Genomic DNA, 17,155 nt, shown 5'->3' on the forward strand with positions numbered 1-17,155 from the left:
AACTATCTATTTTGATTGTTTTTGACAATTTGAAATGTTAAGCGCTGTAAATTCCGTCATCAGGAGCATTGAAACGCCATGGATACGATGTCGCCATCTGAATCTAAGCCCGCAACGAAGTTCGCCGTTCCAACGAGCCTCTGGGACGAGCCGACAGCAAAGCGCCTCTCTGCCGGACAGCTCCTGCTCTACCGCTCGAACCTGCTTGGATCAGACCTGACGGTGACAAATTTCGGTGGCGGGAACACGTCAGCGAAAATCCGCGAGGTCGACCCGCTGACAGGCGAGAAGGTAGACGTCCTGTGGGTGAAAGGGTCCGGCGGCGATATCGGCTCCATGAAGCTGGATGGATTTTCCACGCTCTACCAATCCAAGCTCCTGGATCTCGAACGCCACTATGATGGCCCGGAAGACGACGACAAGATGGTCGGCTACCTGCCCCACTGCACATTCAATCTGAACCCACGCGCCGCGTCCATCGACACGCCGCTCCATTCGCTCCTGCCATTCGCACACATCGACCACGTCCACCCGGATGCAATTATTGCGTTGGCCGCGTCCTCTGGCGGCGAGGAGGCCACTCAAAAAATCTGGGGCGGAAAGATCGGCTGGCTGCCGTGGAAGCGTCCCGGGTTCACCCTTGGCGTGATGATCCGCGACTATGTGAAAGAGAATCCCGGCCTGCAAGGCGTGATCCTGGCAGGCCACGGCATCATCTGCTGGGCCGATACGGCCAGGACCTGCTACGAACACACGGTCCAACTGATCGCCGATGCGGCACACTACCTCAATGAAAAGGCTGGAAGCACGCCGGCCTTTGGCGGTGAAATCGTTGCACCCAAGCCCGACCGACGCGCATTGGCCGCTTCGCTGATGCCTAAAATCCGTAGCCTGATGACAGGGCCGCGCACGAAAATCGGACACTTTTCCGACGATAAGGAAACGATGGAATTCATCGGCTCTGCAGATTTTTCTCGCCTCGTACCGCTCGGCACATCCTGTCCTGATCACTTCCTGCGCACCAAGATCGCACCCCTCGCGCTCGACCCGGCGCATCTTGACGACGACGCCTATCTGGCAGACGCGATCGCAAGCTATCGCGACCGCTATGCGGCTTACTACGCGCGTTGCGCCGGACCAAAGGCCCCGGCGATGCGCGACGCCAATCCCGTCGTGGTGCTGGTTCCCGGTGTTGGGCGCATGACTTTCGCCGCAGACAAGGCGACGGCCCGCATTGCCGGCGAATTCTACGGCAATGCCATCAACGTGATGCGGGGCGCTGAGGCAATCGGCGAATATATTGCCCTCGACGAACAGGAAGCATTCAACATTGAGTATTGGGCTCTTGAAGAAGCCAAGCTCCAACGCATGCCTCCCCCCAAACCGCTGGCTGGCAAGATTGCCGTTGTCACCGGCGCGGCTGGCGGTATCGGGGCAGCAACAGCAACGCGCCTGATGTCGGACGGAGCCTGCGTTATGCTGCTGGACCGGGACGAAAGTGCGCTCGGCGCTGTCGAGTCACGCCTGCAGGAACGTTTCGGACGGGACGTCGTTCGTGCTGCCGTATGCGACGTGACAAATGAAGAGGCTGTTGAATCGGCCTTCGCATTGTCTGCGCTGGAGTTTGGCGGATGCGATATATTCGTGGCAAATGCCGGCATCGCATCATCTGCTCCGATCGAGGAAACCACGCGCGCTCTGTGGCGGAAGAATTTCGACGTCTTGGCTGAAGGGTATTTCCTGACAGCGCGCTCAGCCTTCAGCTTGATGAAGCAGCAGGGCGAAGGCTCAATCGTATTCATCGGATCGAAAAACGGAGTCGCAGCCGCCAAAGGCGCTTCGGCCTATGCATCCGCCAAAGCCGCAGCGAACCATCTCGCCCGCTGCCTTGCGCTGGAAGGAGCGCCCCACGGCATCCGGGTCAACGTCGTCAATCCGGATGCCGTGATCAAGGGCTCTCGCATCTGGGATGGCGACTGGCGCAAGGAGCGCGCCAGCGCGCACGGCATCGATTCAGGTGAGGCACTGGAGGAGCACTATCGCATGCGATCGATGCTCCAGCGCGATGTGCTGCCTGAAGATGTAGCGGAGGCTGTCTATTTCTTTGCGAGCGATATGTCGGCAAAGTCGACAGGAAACATGCTGAATGTGGATGCCGGCAACGCCCAGGCGTTCACCCGCTAATGGAGACCAATATGACAATCAGCACCCTTCCAATCTCCACTGAACTCATTGCAGAGCACAACGCCGCGTTGATGGCGTCAGTGGATGAAGACTATGATGCATTGGGTCGGAAACTCTCGCGTACTGGCGTTGATATTGATGTGGTAAAAAACAAGGTCGCCGAATTCACGGTGGCAGTTCCCTCATGGGGGGCTGGTCGCGGCGGTACGCGTTTTGCCAAGTTCCCAATCCCGGGCGAGCCAACGAATATCCACGAAAAGCTGGAAGACTGCGCCGTCATCAACCAGCTTTCGCAGGCGACACCGCGGGTCAGCCCGCACTTCCCCTGGGATAAAGTGGACGACTACAGCGCGTTGCGCGAGGAAGCGGCAAGCTTGGGCCTCGGCTTTGATGCGGTCAACTCAAACACTTTCCAGGATCAGCTCGGACAAGCCCACTCCTATTCAACCGGCTCTCTGTCCTCGACCGATGCCGCCACCCGTGCGCAGGCTGTTGAACACAATATCGAATGCATCGAAATCGGGCAGAAGCTCGGCTCGACAGACCTGACCGTATGGGTCGGCGATGGCACCAACTTCCCAGGCCAGCAGGACCTCGGCCGGTCGCTGGACCGCTATCTCGATTCAGCCGCTGAAGTCTACGCGGCGCTTCCCGGTACCTGGCGCATGTTGCTGGAACACAAGATGTTCGAACCCGCTTTCTACTCATCCGTCATTTCAGATTGGGGCAGCTCGATCCTGGCAGCGCAATCGCTCGGCGACAAATGCAAGTGCCTCGTCGACCTTGGACACCACGCGCCCAATGTGAACATCGAACAGATTGTCGCCCGCCTGCACCGGTTCGGCAAACTCGGAGGCTTTCATTTCAACGATTCCAAATACGGTGACGACGACCTCGATTCCGGTTCGATCAATCCTCACCAATTGTTCCTCGTGTTCAATGAACTCATCGAAGCCGAATTGCACCCGCGTGAGGGCTTCAATCCGGCCTACATGATCGACCAGTCCCACAACGTGACCGATCCGATCGAATCAATGATGGCGTCAGCTGATGCCATCCTGACCGCCTACACCAAAGCCATTCTCGTAGATCGCCAAGGCCTGACCGCCGCCCAGGAGGCAAACGACACCATGTTGGCGTTCCAGGCGCTGCGGTCTGCCTACAAGACAGACACCTCTCCCATCCTTGCCAAGGTACGCCAGGAGAAAGGGGGGGCGATCGACATGATCCAGGCTTATCGCACGTCGAAGTATCGCGAGCGCAAGTCGCAGGCGCGCAAGCCCGTCGGGCTCGGATCGGGAATTGTCTGATTGAACTTGATTGATTATTAGCCGTTAGCAGACAGAATGGTCGGCATGCACGCGACAGAACGAGAATCCGCCATCCTAGATCTCCTGTCCGTTCGGGGGTTTATCAGCTTTCGCGAGCTGGAACAGAAGCTTGAGGGTTCGCCGGCAACCATCAGACGCGATCTCGAACGCCTCGATGCGCAGGGCCGGCTGATCAGGGTCCGCGGTGGCGCCAAGGCACTGGACGCCGAAACACCGGCGCATGCCGCGCTCTCCGCAATGCGGCTTGGGGGAACACCGTTTGCCGAGAACGTCACCCGCAACCTGCCCGAAAAGAAGCGGATCGGCGCGGCTGCCGCTGCAATGTGCGGACAGGGCGAAGGCATCATGATTGATGGCGGGTCTACAACGTTGCAGATGTGCCCGCATCTGGAAGGCCTCGGCCTGCAGGTTCTGACCAACTCTCTTCACATCGTTCTGGCGCTTACCGGCCAGAATGGCACGCGGGTCCTCGTGCCGGGCGGTGCGGTCTTTCCTGAACAGAATATTATTCTGCCCATGTTTGGAGAAGACCTGACGCCAGCGTTTCACGCACCAAAACTGTTCATGGGTGCCGCAGCAATTGGAGCCTGCGGGCTGATGCAGGATGACGTTGTCCTCGTCGCAAGCGAGCGGCGTTTCATTGAGCGAGCCGAAGAAGTGATCGTACTGGCGGACGCGAGCAAGTTCGATCAGTCATCCGGCAGTGTCGTATGCGCGCTGGAAGATATTGATGCCCTCATTACGGACGACCGGATAACGGACAAGGCGGCGGCGGTTATTGAAGCGGCCGGCGTGAATCTGGTCGTGGCATAGGACAGGCCATCGCGCCCGCCTCCGACTTTGGGGTTTCCGGTTCCGATCCCGTCCCCGCCCTGGGAATACTCGCAACGACACTGCTTTGTCCGCTTCATCCCGTCGCCAGAGGGGCGCCTCAAAGGACAGTCAGTCCTGAATTCGGGCATCTATCTCTCGGCGCGGCCAACCAGATCCGCCTTGATTTCTTCAAACCGAGCTTCACTGAGCGTGTATTTTCGCAGGATCAACCAGGCGGCGATATAGCACGAGACCGGGAACAGGACGTAGCCCAGGCGTATGCCGTTGAGCGCTTCGGGAGACTGGGACGTCGCCCCCGGGACAAATCCAGACCAGCCAAGCATAAGGCTAACGACATAGGCGCCCAGCGCCATGCCGAGTTTCCGGCTGAAGGTCCAGGCCCCCAGAATGGTTCCCTCACGCCTGGTGCCTGATTGAAGCTCATCTGCCTCGACCGTGTCGGGGATCATGGCATTGGGTGCCAGGATGGCGCCGGAATCGCCGAGCGAAGCCAGGATCAAAATGCCCGCGACCGCTATCACGGCGCCGTTCACGGCCTCTGCCACAAAAGGAATCTTGAATGAAAAGTCGAATGCGTCCGGCTGGACAAACAGGAGCGGCAGCATGGCGAAAGAGAGAATAAGCAACGCGGCAGAGTAGGCCTGCTTTTTTCCCCATTTCTGCATCAGCCACATCCAAAGCGGCAGGAACAAGGTGGCCGTGGCAGCCGTCGCCGAAAGCACGACGCCAACTGACTGAGGTGGCGCTTTCAACACAAACACCAAATAATAGATCACACACGTACCGGCCGCACCGATTCCCGTGAATTTCAGCAAGTGCGCACAAAACAGGACCTTGAACGGCTTGTTCTTCCAGAGTGCGGACAACTCCTGACGCAAGTGGAATTTCTTGTGTGGGCGCTCGACCCTCGGAGCATCCCCAGTCGTGGTGAACACGACGATGCTCGCCACTGCGATCACAACGGCTGCAAACAGTCCGATACGGCGGAAACCGGCAGCCACATCGGCGTCCGCAGCAAAGATATAGGGGCCCACCAGCATCGTCGCGATCAGTCCGGTCCGTATCGCGATCATATTGTACCCAGCCAGCCGGGCGCGCTGTCGGTAGTCCTGGCTCATCTCTGGCAACATCGCGTTGAGCGGGACTTCGAACATGGTGTAGCCCGTGCCGACCAGCATGTAGAAGCCTGTGACCCAGACGGCCCGCTGCCAGGCAGCATCAAAATCCGGTATCGCGAACATGAAGTAGAAGCTGACAGCGAATACCAGTCCGCCGAACAAAATCCATGGACGCCGCCGTCCGGCGCGCCCTCTTGTCCTGTCGGAAATCGCTCCCATGATCGGGTCCGTCACGACATCCCATAGCCTCGGGAGCAAAAGCACCATACTGGCCATGCCAACAGGAATGGTCGCGCCCTGAGTGAGGAAGAACAGGAAATAATTGATTGTAACGCCGAGATAAACAGCGACCGCAAAGCCGCCACTGGACCATCCCAGAATGTGGCGCAGGCGCAGAGGACTGGAAGTTGTCAATTCAACTGCCCCCGCCGTTGCAGGTCATGGAGCCTCCTGAACACAAATCTCTGCTGAGACCTCTTGATAGGCTCAAAGCCTGCAGGCGTCTGCACGGTCATGACAATCGCGTCTGGCGCTTTGACCCACACATTCAGCGTGTCATTCACCAAAGTCCAATCGACATCGACGTTACCGTGGGGCGTAGGAACAGTGCCTTTCGCCCAGTCCAGCCCGGATGGCGAGATCGCAACACTCGCAGAGCGATAACCCGCGCTGGTTGGACGGACACCCAGGATGTTGGCACTGAGATGGTGAACCGGGCTAGCGGAGAACACATGGCAGAGACTGGCATTCGGCGCATAGCTCTCCCAGAGGGTTGTCGTGCCTGAATCCAGCATCGGCCCATACGCGCTCCGCATCGCATCTAGCGCAGTCCCGAAACGCCCTCCCCTGGCGAGGGCGTCGAACAGAAACGTGGAATAGAATGTGCCGGCGGCCACAACGTCCGATTCAGGATCGAATGGCTGATCGGTTTCAACGATCGGTGGCGCGGCGGTTGTATGAACCCGGCGCCGGTCAGTTACGACATCCAGCATCTGATCCCAGCGATGCCGGGGAGCGAGATCGAACACAATCATCAACGCATTGGCCTGTTGCGAAATCCGGGCGCTCTTTTTCCCCGAGACCGGATCGGCACAATCGGCATATGCTCCTCGCTCCGGTGACCATAACCTGGCGTTGAGGGCATCTTTTACCTGGTCACGAATGTTCAGCCATCTTGTCCGCAGGCGCGGTCGCTCAACCGCCTCAGCAAGCGAAGCGGCGGCCGCCAGCGCACCTGCATAGAGCGCATTGATCACGGCAGATTCCCCGTCCCGGCCAACGTTGGCCCACTCAATGAAATTCCACTCCGGAATATCGGACAAAAGGCCGTTCGGCCCACGCCACGCAGCAAACCGGTCCAGGCTGCGCTCGACTGCGGCCATGATGCTTTCAACCGTCGCCAGATCACCTGTGTAGGTTAAATACGTCGCGGCAGACATAATATAGTGAAGGCTGAAATCCGGGATCACCACCCCGTTTTCTCCCTGATCGCCCGGGCCGAACATGGGAAACAGACCATCCTGCCTTTGTGCATCAGACAGAGAGAGAAGGAAATTCCGGTGGAGTTCAATTGCGTCCGCCCCGAACGCTGACGATGCGATCTGGAATGCGGCCGCCGCATCTCCCACCCATTGTCGTTTCTCTCGTCCAGGGCAGTCTTCCCAGGCGTCGTGCATGCAAAGGTGCGCTGTGTTCGCGCCGATATCCCATAACCTCGACAACTCGGGATCCGAGCAGGTGAATACCCCGGACCGAGCCACCGGATAGGAAATGGCACGGGATCCCGCGGCGCGCAGGATGAGTCCCTCTGGCGCATTTCTGACGGTTACCTGCATTGCGCGAATTGCCGCCCATTCAAACTTCTCAATGCGTTGGCGCCCCGGACGAGCAGTATAACGCAAGAGATTCGACACGGCATGGACGCCCATGTGCCGAAGTGGCCCGGCTGATCCGCCGTCGAACTCACCAGGCAACCGTTCTGACACCGCGATCTCGATGATTTCCCCACCTGATGCTTCGATTTCCACGAACGGAAATCCTGTATGATACCGAAACGCCAGGACAATTGCTGCATCCGCGTCGCCGGACGTTTTCAATACGCAATCTGCACGGTCAGACAGTAATGCAGAAGGTTCGACAGCACCGGCGATATTGTCGGCGCAGGGCGCCTCCCTGAACAGGCGCTCGTTCAAGGGCAGGTCCGGTAGCGGCGATACGGCACCGGACCAGACAATATCCGTAGCGGATTCCAGGTGATGCTCAAGAAGATGCGGTATCCGTTGCGTCAGCACTGGAAATGGATAACTCCTTCCTCGCCCGATTGCTTGGTCGTCGCAGTCCCCCTCCGCCTTCATTCTGCGCGCGAAATCCCAGCCAGAATCATCAAAGTCCGTTTCGCACCACCGATCTGGATACTCTACGCCATCAATGTCCTCCATATGCCCCTGTCCCCAGCCCTCGCGCGGGACATCCTGGCGCCAGCAATCAGCTTGCTTGATTTTCCAAAGTTCATCCGACGCAATCTCGAAGGATTCTCCCCCACACACACCTTCCAGAAAAGCCCAAAGTCCACCATCACCGAACACCGGCTGCCAAGATCCACGCATCGCTTGATACCAGGCCAAATCCGTTCCCGGCACGTAAACCAGCGCCGCAAGTACGTTTCGACCCGCGCGCAGATGACCTGTCAAATCGTAATGATCGACACTTTTCCTTTGCGGCACCGACCGGGCCGGACCGAAGCCGACATATGTTCCATTGACCGATAACCGATACCGGCCATCAACCGTCAAGGACAAGTCGGCATGGCTGGGCGCTTGGTCTAGGTCGAAACTGCGGCGGAGAAAGAACCAGCGATTCTCGCCATCATCTCGCCGATTCGATCCGCCATGCATCATCGCGCCATAGGCCGAGAGATTGACCGATTGATCCGGTGACCAGATGAAGTCCGCTTTGGTTCGCAAGTCTGGCTGCTCCCGTATCGAAGAAAAGGAACGAGTTGCCGAGCGAACCCGGCAACTCGCGACAAGCTCCACTTACATCTTCACTCGCACGCGCAGCACCACCATTCTCGGACGGTTGGGATACATGATCGTTGTCAGCCGGCCTGGTCCGGCAGGCGGCGGAGGAAGGTTTATGTTGAAGCTGTGCGTGGGATACTCTTCCTCGAAGAGATTCTTGCCGGCCAATTCGACTTCCCACTGACCGCCAGGCAGTTTGTAGCCTATCCTGGCATCAACAATCGTATGTGCGGGAACTTCCCTAACCGGATCATTATCGATTCCGGGAAAGTAGGTATCCTCATGAGCTGCGCTCGCGGATGCAAAGAATTCCCCTCCGTTTGCCAGGGAACGGTTGTAATCTGCCGTGACCGAGTAGGCGAACTCAGGCGTATACTTGGCGCGGTTTCCGTTTTGCTTGATTTCGCTGTCCAGCGTGCCCCCTTGAAATCCAACCCGGAAATCGTCTGTAAGGAGCGCGCTCGCTTCAATTTCAAACCCGCTGATTTCAGCGTCTGAGTTCAGTGTTGCGAATCCGCCTCCCTGCAGGGATGCCTCCTGCAGGTTCTTGAAATCAGAAGAGAAATATGTGGCATTGAAGCGCAGGCGCCCATTGGCCCAATCGCTCTTCATGCCAATCTCGGCAGTGTCGACAGTTTCATCATCAAACGGCGGCGCAGCGACCTGTGCCAACGTCCGCGCCCCACCATTGAATCCACCGCTGCGATATCCCGTTGAATAGCTGACATAGCCCAGAATATTTTCGGTGAATGCATAGTCGGCACTGGCGCGATACGACGTGTTGCCAAAATCCTTGCTGTCGTCAAACGTGAATGCGGGCGTGCCTGTCGGTGTTCCGCCCTCGGCCACCGCCGGACCGGTCTTGTCGAATCCGTCCGCGTGAAAATCTTTCGTTTCCTCAGTGTATCGCAAGCCACCCGTCACACTGAGTTTATCGGTGACATCAAACGTCGCCTGTCCGAAGACCGCCCAGGCTTCAGTGCTCTGGTCAAATAGTTGGAAGTTTTGTGGCGATCCGAGATTCCCGAACACCGTGAGATCCCAGAGAAAGTCATTCTGCTCCTGAAAATAGTACAGGCCGCCAAGCCAATTAAATCGGTCGCCACCACCAGACAGATTGAACTCCTGGCTGAAGGTCTGGTTTTCCAGTCTCTGGTTAGGCTCAAAACGCGCCGCAACAGTTCCATCCGAATCTGCGCGAACACCAAAATCCAACTCACGGTAGGCGGAAATGGATGTGAATTTCATGCCCCCGGAGAGATCCCAGTCGACATGTGCCGTCAGTCCGGAATTATCCACCGATTGGTAGGGATTACTGAGTCCGCTATAGTACGTATAAAGACTTCCATCATAGGAATAATCGACGATGCCGTCAAAATTCAGGTCCTCGTCCCTGAACGAAACGCCCTCGCCCGGCAAGCTCCGCTCCCTTACAAAGTCTGCCGCCAACACGACCCTGACGTCCGGCGAAGCGGTCCAAAGCAACTTGGCACGGCCGCCCTGAGTGCTCTTGTCGAAGGCGCCACTGCCATCGAGAATGTTCTCCTGAATCGGATCGTGGCTCGAACTGAAGAGCGATACGCGCGCTGCAAGCTTGTCTTCGACGACCGGGAGGTTGAACGCCGCCTTGGCTTCGATCTGCCCGATATTGCCGGCTGCGACCTCTGCCTTGACCAGCGTCTCGTTCATTACCGGGTCAGCTGTTTGTATCTTGAGAGCACCACCGGACGAGTTCCGTCCATAAAGAGTGCCTTGCGGCCCGCGCAGGACTTCAACGCGATCAACGTCGTACAAGTCAAAATTGGCACCCAGCGCGCGCGCGATGAAGACGTCGTCGATATACACGCCAACAGCCCCATCCCCGGAAAAGACCGGATTGTCCGTGCCGACGCCGCGCAAGAACAGTTTGACACTCGTCCCGCTGCCTGGCGCGTCCTCGATCACGATATTGGGTACGATCGATTTGAGAGACTGAACTTCCGCGATCTGGCGCGCGTCGAGCGCGGCAGCATCCAATGCGGTAACCGCGATGGGCACGCTCTGGATCGACTCCGCTCTGCGTTCGGCGGTTACGGTAATCGTACCCAGTCGCGCCGTGTCCTCATCCTGCTCCTGCGCGATGCCGGGCATGGACGCCGCAAGCGCCAGCGCCGAGACACCGATCAGTCGAAAAGCTGTTGCCCTGATCTTGTTGCCGTTCATGATTTCCTCCTGAAAAATGGTGTCTGTACCCGTCGCCCGACGCAAACATTCTCTATTCGCGAAAACTTTCGCTTGATGTGAACGAATAAGGAATTGCGAATTTTGTCAATCGCGATTACGTTCGCTAATAGTGAAACGAGGGAATGGGTCCGCGGGGGATAGAGATGGCCAGCACGTCAGGACCGAGCGACAATCAGAAAGGTGTTCAATCCGTTGAGGTTGCTGCACGTTTGCTCGATGCGCTTGTTCGGGCGGGAGGCGGAGCGGCGCTCAAACGCATCTCAGCCGATGCCGGTCTGTCGCCGAGCCGTGCGCACAGTTACCTCGTGAGCTTGAAACGCGCCGGGCTCGTTGAACAGGATACCGGCTCAGGCGAATACATCCTCGGTCCGCAAGCGCGCCAGATCGGCCTCGCCGCAATAGACCATCGCGACCAATATGACGTCCTGCTTGCTGCGACCCGCCGCGCCCGCGACGAAACCGGTCGCACGGTGTATCTGGCAATCTGGTCGGAACGCGGCCCGACGGTCGCACATTGGTCTCGCGGCCGGGAACCGCTGACACTGCTCGTCATGAATTCTGGCCTCAACCCACCCCTGCTCACGACAGCCATGGGAAGGATCTTTCTGACCTTCCTGCCCACTGAGCACACTGAAGCCATCGTACGCGATGAGCTAGCCGCCCTGAAGGGCGGCGAAGTGTTTCCAGGCCTGCTCGAAAAAGGCGCGATCGATCGCCTGAAAGCCAAAGTTCACGAAGATGGCTTCTCATATATCAAGGGCAGCTTGTCACCATTCGTATCGGCAATCGCGGCGCCGATCATGGATGAGTCAGGCAACCTCTTCGCAGTTCTCAATGTGATGGGCATGAGACTGCATCCCGACCTAGCGGGCACGCAAACCGTCATTTCCCAGATCAAGAGCATCGCCCGACAAACTGAAAAGGAACTCGGCAGAACATGACCGCAAAAGTGAGTCTCCATCCGGAAGTCAGCAAAATGTTGGAGGCAGCGGCCCAACTTGCGACACCCGGCACCCCCAGCCTGTGGGACATCCCCCCCGCGATGGCGCGTATCGGTGCGAGCACCAAGGCCAAGGCCTGGAATGCAGGCTCCGTTGATGGTGCCGGATACAACAACCTGACGATCAATACCGATCGCGGGCAGATTGCGGCGCGGCATTATCAACCAGGTGATCGTGGCACACAGAATGCCGCGCTGATCTATGCGCATGGAGGGGGCTGGATCGTGGGAGATCTTGACTTCGAGCACCTCAAACTGCTGAAGCTGTGCGCCTGGTCTGGCGTAGATATCATTTCAATCGACTATGCTCTTGCGCCGGAGCACCCTTTTCCCGAACCGCGCGATGACATCGTGGCGGCAGCTGTATCCATTGCCTCCCTCGCCGGCAGTTTGGCAATTGACCCGGACCGGCTCGGGATTGGCGGTGCTTCAGCTGGTGCCAATCTTGCGCTTTCGGCAGCAATCGCGCTCCGGGATGCAGGCCAACCATTGAGCGCAATTGCGTTATTTTACGGCGTCTATGATCTTCGCTACACTCATCCGAGCTTCATCAAAAATGCGACCGGATTCGTCCTCGAGACGCGGGCGATGGAATATTTCCGGAGTTTGTATGTCGGTGACTCCGCTGCGCGCTGGAGTGATCCGGAAGCCTCCCCCGGCCTGGCGAGGCTCGAGGGGCTCGCCCCGGTCTTTTTGAATGCCGTTACAAACGATCCGTTGTGTGACGATAGCCACGCATTGGCCGATCGCCTGACCAAGGCTGGCGTTCCGCACGAGCTTCACGAGTACACGGACACCATTCACGGCTTCACGTCGATGAGCGCTGTCTTGCCTCACGCTGACAAGGCCATCCACGACGCGGCAAACTGGCTGAAGCAGACACTCGAAACATGAGCGAATCTGTCTCACGGGCATTCCGCCGCTGGCGGCGTGGAGACGAGGAAGCCTGGCACCAGGCGTCGACTCGCAAATCCCCACATCGCTCATCGATTGATTGAAATGACGTCCAGCCCGCGGATGAAGCGCGCCCACTCTGGCCCCCCGCATACCCACTGGTCGAACAAGGGCTCCATGCGGGCGCTCGCCTGCTTCACCTCATACAGGTCCAGTATCCTGTATGAGATGCCCATCAGCCGCTTGGTCGTTTCGTATGTGTCGGCGAGCGACCGATCCACCGTTACCTGTGCCGTGCTGATGGGACCATCGCCCCTCTGCGAACTGAGTTCAAATACTGTGGCGCCATTCGGTGTCTTCGCACCGCAGCGCTTGGAAGCGGTTTCGACATAGGCCAGCACCGTGAACCGGTTTTCCACGATCCTGGAACCACCGCTGTTGCGGTCATTTTCGGGACGCTCGCGAAAGTGCGGCGCCGGCACTGTCGACGCACCGCCCAGCATGTAGATGTCAAACAGGGCATCATCCCCAAGCGGCCAGTTCGACGCCGGCTTCTCTTTCTCAAACCAGGCTTGGCGCGCCACAATGCGCGCTTCTCGGGCGAGACGAGCTGCTTCGGCTTCTCTAAGCTTCTCTTCTGCCAGCTGCAATTGCCAATCAGCCTTCTGTCCATTGCGAACATATCTGGTCACATCGGTGTAGGCGTACCCGCGAATATCCTTGAGCAAACCGCGGAAGCTCACGTCTCCGGGCCTGGACGGACGGCTCCAGGAAGAAAGCACCTTTCGTTGCAGAGATGTATTGACGGCCGCTTCCTCCGACAGTTCCTGAGCATCCCTGTTGATCGGATGCTCCGAAAAGTAGTGACTGACATTGGTCGCCGTCGAGGCTGGGCAAGACTTGGACATCAGTTCATCTATCAGGCCGCTGTAAAGCACCCGGCGGAGATATTCTTCTGTGATCGGAAAGTCATCGTCCACCTTGTGTACGGCAACCAGTCTGGTCGCGTCTCCGTCTGCGCCGCATCGTTTTTCGTTCGCCTGTTGCCATTCTCCGGCGCGAAAATGAATATCCAGATCGGGCTGGGAATGTATGCGGAGACCAGCTTTGTGTAACAGATAAGGCCCTTTGGGCTGTGGGCCTTGTCCGCGGGCCGAATCCACAAGCTGCCTGAACGTGATGTAGCGATTTTTAGCGCCGTTCTTGTCCAGTGTCCGATATGAGATGGGAGCGAAAGCGGTGTAGAGGGCGTCAGACACATTCCGCGGAAGGGCACACCCATAGAGGGTTCGATAGACGCCTCTGAGATGCTTGTCCTTCATGCTGTCATAGGACCTGCCGAACACCGGCACGAAGTGCTCGTCTCTGAATATACGGGCCAGATCGACTGTCGTGTCCTGCACACCAACCCATTGCTGGAGCGCCTGGCAGCGTTTCTGGGCATTGCCACCGAATTTTGTCTGAGCCATCGCCGCGGGCCCAATAAACAACATCATTGCCAGGACCACGAGACATTGCCGCGCCGCACCAATCGCCTGGCTGCGCATTGGCTGGCGTGCGCACGGGCGCGTTCCTGGATCGCGACGGGTCATGGTCTTCATGCGTTGCTCCTGATCTGATCCCGGGTTTGCAGTCCGTGCCGATCATCGTCCGGTTTGTACCGGTGCAGCAACCCTTGTCAAAAGAAACCCCTTCGCATCCTCTCTCACCGCCCCGGGTATACGTGTTTCGGGCGTGCGGAAGCTGGCTCGTATACTTGTGCAGGCCCATTCGGACATCACCTGCCGCTCGAAATTGAAGTGCCTGCACACTGACGAATGGACTGAATTCGGGGCCGATCAATCTCGACTCGCGTATCCGTGAACACGACTGGGCATGTCGTGATTGTCCTTTTCCTCCTGCGCCCGATAGCAGTGGCTTCGCACCGGCAATTCGCCGGGCGAACCATTGCCACTAAAGAGGAAAACGATTCATGTCCCAAACCAGCTTTATCGCCAAATCGGTCTTTGCCGGTCTCGCACTCGCCGCTGTCGCAGGCGCAGCCAATGCCAAACCGAACGCTCAGCTGACAGTCGCTGAAAATGCGCCTGCAGACGTTCAATCCGCAATCACCCAATGGCTGGGTGGCGAACGTCTCGCTGGCCGGAAAGACAAATGCTACGGCATTGCGCTTGCTGGCGAGAATGACTGCAAAGCTGGCAAAGGCACCAGCTGTGAAGGCACATCAACAGTCGACTTCCAGGGTAACGCCTGGACCTACGCGCCCAAAGGGTCCTGCGAATTCATCGTGACGCCCGAAGGCGCTGCCTCGCTCAACGAACTCGACCGTAACACGCCCGCCTGATTCCGGCGCGGCCACACAGTTCCTCGGATCACATTCATGAGATTTCCAGCGCCCCCTCCTCCCAGCGCCGGTCTCGGGCTCAAGCCGGAACACTTCCGGCCGGCGCTCGAGACCGAGGTCGAAGGTTTGTGGTTCGAGGTTCACCCCGAGAACTATATGGTTGAAGGCGGTCCTCGCCTGGCCTGGCTCGCCGCCATTCGTGACAAGCGCCCACTGAGCTTTCACGGCGTCGGCGCGTCCCTCGGCGGGCTGGACCCTTTCGATCCCGAACACCTGTTGGCACTCATCGCCCTGATCGACCGGTTCGAACCATTTCAGGTATCAGAGCACGCGACGTTCTCTGCTCACAAGAACCGCTATCACGCCGATCTGCTGCCTCTTCCCCGGACACAGGAAGCTGTGCAGCATCTCGCGAATCGGGTCGACGAATTTCAGACTGCACTTGGTCGCCGCATCATCATTGAGAACCCGACCAACTACCTGCCCTTCGCTTGCGACCTGGATGAACCCGAGTTCCTGACCGACGTCGCCCGGCGCTCCGGCTGCGGACTTCTCATGGACATCAACAATATCTGGGTAAGCGCCAACAATGTTGGCATCGATCCTTGCGCATACATCAGATCCATCCCGGCCAATCTCGTCGGTGAAATCCATGTCGCAGGACATTCACAGGATCCAGCGCTTGGCGCCGAATTCCTGATCGACAGTCATGACGCGCCTGTCAGCGAGGATGTCTGGAGCTTGCTTGCTCTGGCATTGCGCACATGGGGGCCGAAGCCCGTGCTGATCGAGCGTGATGGCAATATTCCGGAATTCAACGACCTGCTCGTTGAGGTCCATAATGCCTCTCGCATCCTGACAGACGCCCGGGAGGTTGCTCCAAATGCGACTTGAAAAGCACATTGAGACCGTCTCGGAATTCGCATCAGGCCAGGCTGGCGCCGTGGCGCTGCAGCCCCTCATGAAAGATCATGCACACCCGGGGCAGCGCGCGAATGTTTATCGGAATTCCGGCATACTAGCCTGTGTCGAGGCATTGCGATCCAATTACTCGCGTCTCGCGCGGATGATGGGTGACGAATTCTTTGGCGCAATGGCGCGTGCCTATGTCGCTTCCAAGCCGCCTTCGGTTCGGAGCCTCGTGGGCTATGGTGCCTCATTGCCCCCCTTCCTCGCCGCAGCCGATTCACAGCACGGCCTGCCCTGGCTATCGAACCTGGCACTCCTCGACCGCGCATGGCTTGCGGCGCATCTGGCCAGCGACGCCAGGCCACTGTCGGCAGACAGCGTCGCCAGGCATGGCCCCGACGCATTGATGCACACCCTTATCGATTTGAGCCCCAGCGCTCGCCTTGTTGAAACGGACTGGGGGCTTACCGCTCTCTGGTCCGCCCTCGACGCTGGAAACGCTCCGTCTCGGGAGACGCCGATCCCACAACGGACAGAATATGTCCTGTTCTGGAGACCAGATGGAGAGGTCCGAATGCGCCAGCTCAGCCACGGAGAGTACACATTCCTCCAATCTCTGGCACGGGGCCACGCCATTGGCGCGGCGTGCGAAATGGCTCTCTCTGCCCAGCCCGACATTGACCTTTCCAGCCTTATCGCCGGCACGTTCGCATCCGGCATCTTTGTCAACGCCACATCACTTCAGGGGACCTCACAATGAAGATCAGAACAACTTTGATATCCGGATATACCTGGTTCACACAGAAGGCAGACCTTCTTGAACCCTTTGCCCTACTGGCGGCCCGCCTGGCAGTCGCCCGGGTGTTCCTGATGTCCGGTTTCACTAAATGGAACGGTTTCCTGTCATTCAATCCCGACAAGTACGACCTCTTCCTCTACGAGTTCTTCTGCCCGGAGGAAAAGCGCGCCGGGGCCCTCGTGCTTTGCACAGACCAAGTCGAGGGAACGTACGCGCCGACGATGCAGTGGATCGTCGAGCGGTTCGCCAACATGGCGGGTATCATGGAGATCCTTCTTCCGATCCTGCTCATATTCGGGCTGACCTCACGCTTCGCCGCCGCTGGTCTCCTGACGATGACGCTGGTGATCGAGCGCCTTGTTTTTCCAGACGCAGACAGCTGGTGGGGCAGCCACGTTTGGTGGGCAGCGCTTCTGTTTGTCATCCTGGCCCGTGGCCCGGGTCTATTCTCGGTCGACAGGCTGATCAAACTCGAACGCCCCGGCGTTTGAACTCAGGA

At 58.3% G+C, this 17,155-nt stretch carries 13 protein-coding genes; 9 read left to right on the forward strand and 4 right to left on the reverse strand.

Going from position 1 to position 17,155, the window contains the following annotated elements:
- The first annotated feature begins 78 nt into the window (after positions 1-78).
- Genes HJO_RS06445 through HJO_RS06455 form a run of 3 tightly spaced genes read left to right on the forward strand, consistent with a single transcriptional unit; the run spans position 79 to position 4,328 of the window.
- Complete coding sequence (locus tag HJO_RS06445) at positions 79-2,184, forward strand: bifunctional rhamnulose-1-phosphate aldolase/short-chain dehydrogenase (protein WP_035615103.1); 2,106 nt, start codon at positions 79-81, stop codon at positions 2,182-2,184.
- Between the two features lie 11 nt (positions 2,185-2,195).
- Entirely contained in the window at positions 2,196-3,494 is a 1,299-nt protein-coding gene (locus tag HJO_RS06450; RefSeq protein ID WP_035615405.1) for a sugar isomerase, read from the forward strand.
- A gap of 45 nt (positions 3,495-3,539) precedes the next feature.
- Positions 3,540-4,328 (forward strand): DeoR/GlpR family DNA-binding transcription regulator, encoded by a 789-nt coding sequence (locus HJO_RS06455; protein ID WP_035615407.1) that lies wholly within the window; start codon positions 3,540-3,542, stop codon positions 4,326-4,328.
- Positions 4,329-4,477: 149 nt separating this feature from the next.
- Here the strand turns inward: HJO_RS06455 and HJO_RS06460 are convergent, their stop codons facing one another.
- The 3 genes from HJO_RS06460 to HJO_RS06470 form a co-directional block, all read right to left on the reverse strand.
- Positions 4,478-5,881, reverse strand: coding sequence for an MFS transporter (locus HJO_RS06460; protein ID WP_035615106.1), 1,404 nt, complete (start codon positions 5,879-5,881; stop codon positions 4,478-4,480).
- Entirely contained in the window at positions 5,878-8,430 is a 2,553-nt protein-coding gene (locus tag HJO_RS06465) for an alpha-L-rhamnosidase-related protein (protein ID WP_156945443.1), read from the reverse strand. Before HJO_RS06465 ends, HJO_RS06460 begins: the two co-directional genes overlap by 4 nt.
- 72 nt (positions 8,431-8,502) lie before the next feature.
- On the reverse strand, positions 8,503-10,689 hold the full coding sequence (locus tag HJO_RS06470) for a TonB-dependent receptor (protein ID WP_035615111.1): 2,187 nt from the start codon (positions 10,687-10,689) through the stop codon (positions 8,503-8,505).
- A 164-nt stretch (positions 10,690-10,853) separates the two neighbouring features.
- Here HJO_RS06470 and HJO_RS06475 point away from each other — a divergent pair, with 164 nt between their 5' ends.
- Both HJO_RS06475 and HJO_RS06480 read left to right on the forward strand, forming a co-directional pair.
- The gene (locus HJO_RS06475; RefSeq protein WP_051618352.1) at positions 10,854-11,651 is read left to right on the forward strand and encodes an IclR family transcriptional regulator; all 798 of its coding nucleotides are present in this window, start codon (positions 10,854-10,856) and stop codon (positions 11,649-11,651) included.
- On the forward strand, positions 11,648-12,604 hold the full coding sequence (locus HJO_RS06480; protein WP_084141663.1) for an alpha/beta hydrolase: 957 nt from the start codon (positions 11,648-11,650) through the stop codon (positions 12,602-12,604). Before HJO_RS06475 ends, HJO_RS06480 begins: the two co-directional genes overlap by 4 nt.
- Before the next feature lie 89 nt (positions 12,605-12,693).
- Here the strand turns inward: HJO_RS06480 and HJO_RS06485 are convergent, their stop codons facing one another.
- The gene (locus HJO_RS06485; RefSeq protein WP_156945444.1) at positions 12,694-14,205 is read right to left on the reverse strand and encodes a hypothetical protein; all 1,512 of its coding nucleotides are present in this window, start codon (positions 14,203-14,205) and stop codon (positions 12,694-12,696) included.
- A gap of 371 nt (positions 14,206-14,576) precedes the next feature.
- On the opposite strand from HJO_RS06485, the gene HJO_RS06490 reads away from it, so the two are divergent.
- From HJO_RS06490 to HJO_RS06505, 4 genes are read left to right on the forward strand one after another with little or no spacing between them, the layout of a single operon-like run.
- Positions 14,577-14,948 carry a BufA1 family periplasmic bufferin-type metallophore gene (locus HJO_RS06490; RefSeq protein WP_035615115.1) on the forward strand — a complete coding sequence of 124 codons (372 nt, stop codon included), beginning with the start codon at positions 14,577-14,579 and terminating at the stop codon, positions 14,946-14,948.
- 36 nt (positions 14,949-14,984) lie between these two features.
- Positions 14,985-15,842: an MNIO family bufferin maturase gene (gene bufB / locus HJO_RS06495; RefSeq protein ID WP_035615117.1), complete on the forward strand. Its 858-nt coding sequence runs from the start codon at positions 14,985-14,987 to the stop codon at positions 15,840-15,842.
- Entirely contained in the window at positions 15,832-16,617 is a 786-nt protein-coding gene (locus HJO_RS06500; protein WP_035615120.1) for an HvfC/BufC N-terminal domain-containing protein, read from the forward strand. The genes bufB and HJO_RS06500 overlap by 11 nt, the downstream gene beginning before the upstream one ends.
- The gene (locus HJO_RS06505) at positions 16,614-17,147 is read left to right on the forward strand and encodes a DoxX family protein (RefSeq protein ID WP_051618354.1); all 534 of its coding nucleotides are present in this window, start codon (positions 16,614-16,616) and stop codon (positions 17,145-17,147) included. The genes HJO_RS06500 and HJO_RS06505 overlap by 4 nt, the downstream gene beginning before the upstream one ends.
- Positions 17,148-17,155: the final 8 nt, after the last annotated feature.

It is taken from the genome of Hyphomonas johnsonii MHS-2, assembly GCF_000685275.1.
Lineage (GTDB): Bacteria > Pseudomonadota > Alphaproteobacteria > Caulobacterales > Hyphomonadaceae > Hyphomonas > Hyphomonas johnsonii.

Coding starts and splice junctions, on each gene's coding strand:
- HJO_RS06445 (WP_035615103.1), top strand. CDS start 79: ATGGATACGATGTCGCCATCTGAATCTAAGCCCGCAACGAAGTTCGCC.
- HJO_RS06450 (WP_035615405.1), top strand. CDS start 2,196: ATGACAATCAGCACCCTTCCAATCTCCACTGAACTCATTGCAGAGCAC.
- HJO_RS06455 (WP_035615407.1), top strand. CDS start 3,540: ATGCACGCGACAGAACGAGAATCCGCCATCCTAGATCTCCTGTCCGTT.
- HJO_RS06470 (WP_035615111.1), bottom strand. CDS start 10,689: ATGAACGGCAACAAGATCAGGGCAACAGCTTTTCGACTGATCGGTGTC.
- HJO_RS06475 (WP_051618352.1), top strand. CDS start 10,854: ATGGCCAGCACGTCAGGACCGAGCGACAATCAGAAAGGTGTTCAATCC.
- HJO_RS06480 (WP_084141663.1), top strand. CDS start 11,648: ATGACCGCAAAAGTGAGTCTCCATCCGGAAGTCAGCAAAATGTTGGAG.
- HJO_RS06485 (WP_156945444.1), bottom strand. CDS start 14,205: ATGAAGACCATGACCCGTCGCGATCCAGGAACGCGCCCGTGCGCACGC.
- HJO_RS06490 (WP_035615115.1), top strand. CDS start 14,577: ATGTCCCAAACCAGCTTTATCGCCAAATCGGTCTTTGCCGGTCTCGCA.
- bufB (WP_035615117.1), top strand. CDS start 14,985: ATGAGATTTCCAGCGCCCCCTCCTCCCAGCGCCGGTCTCGGGCTCAAG.
- HJO_RS06500 (WP_035615120.1), top strand. CDS start 15,832: ATGCGACTTGAAAAGCACATTGAGACCGTCTCGGAATTCGCATCAGGC.
- HJO_RS06505 (WP_051618354.1), top strand. CDS start 16,614: ATGAAGATCAGAACAACTTTGATATCCGGATATACCTGGTTCACACAG.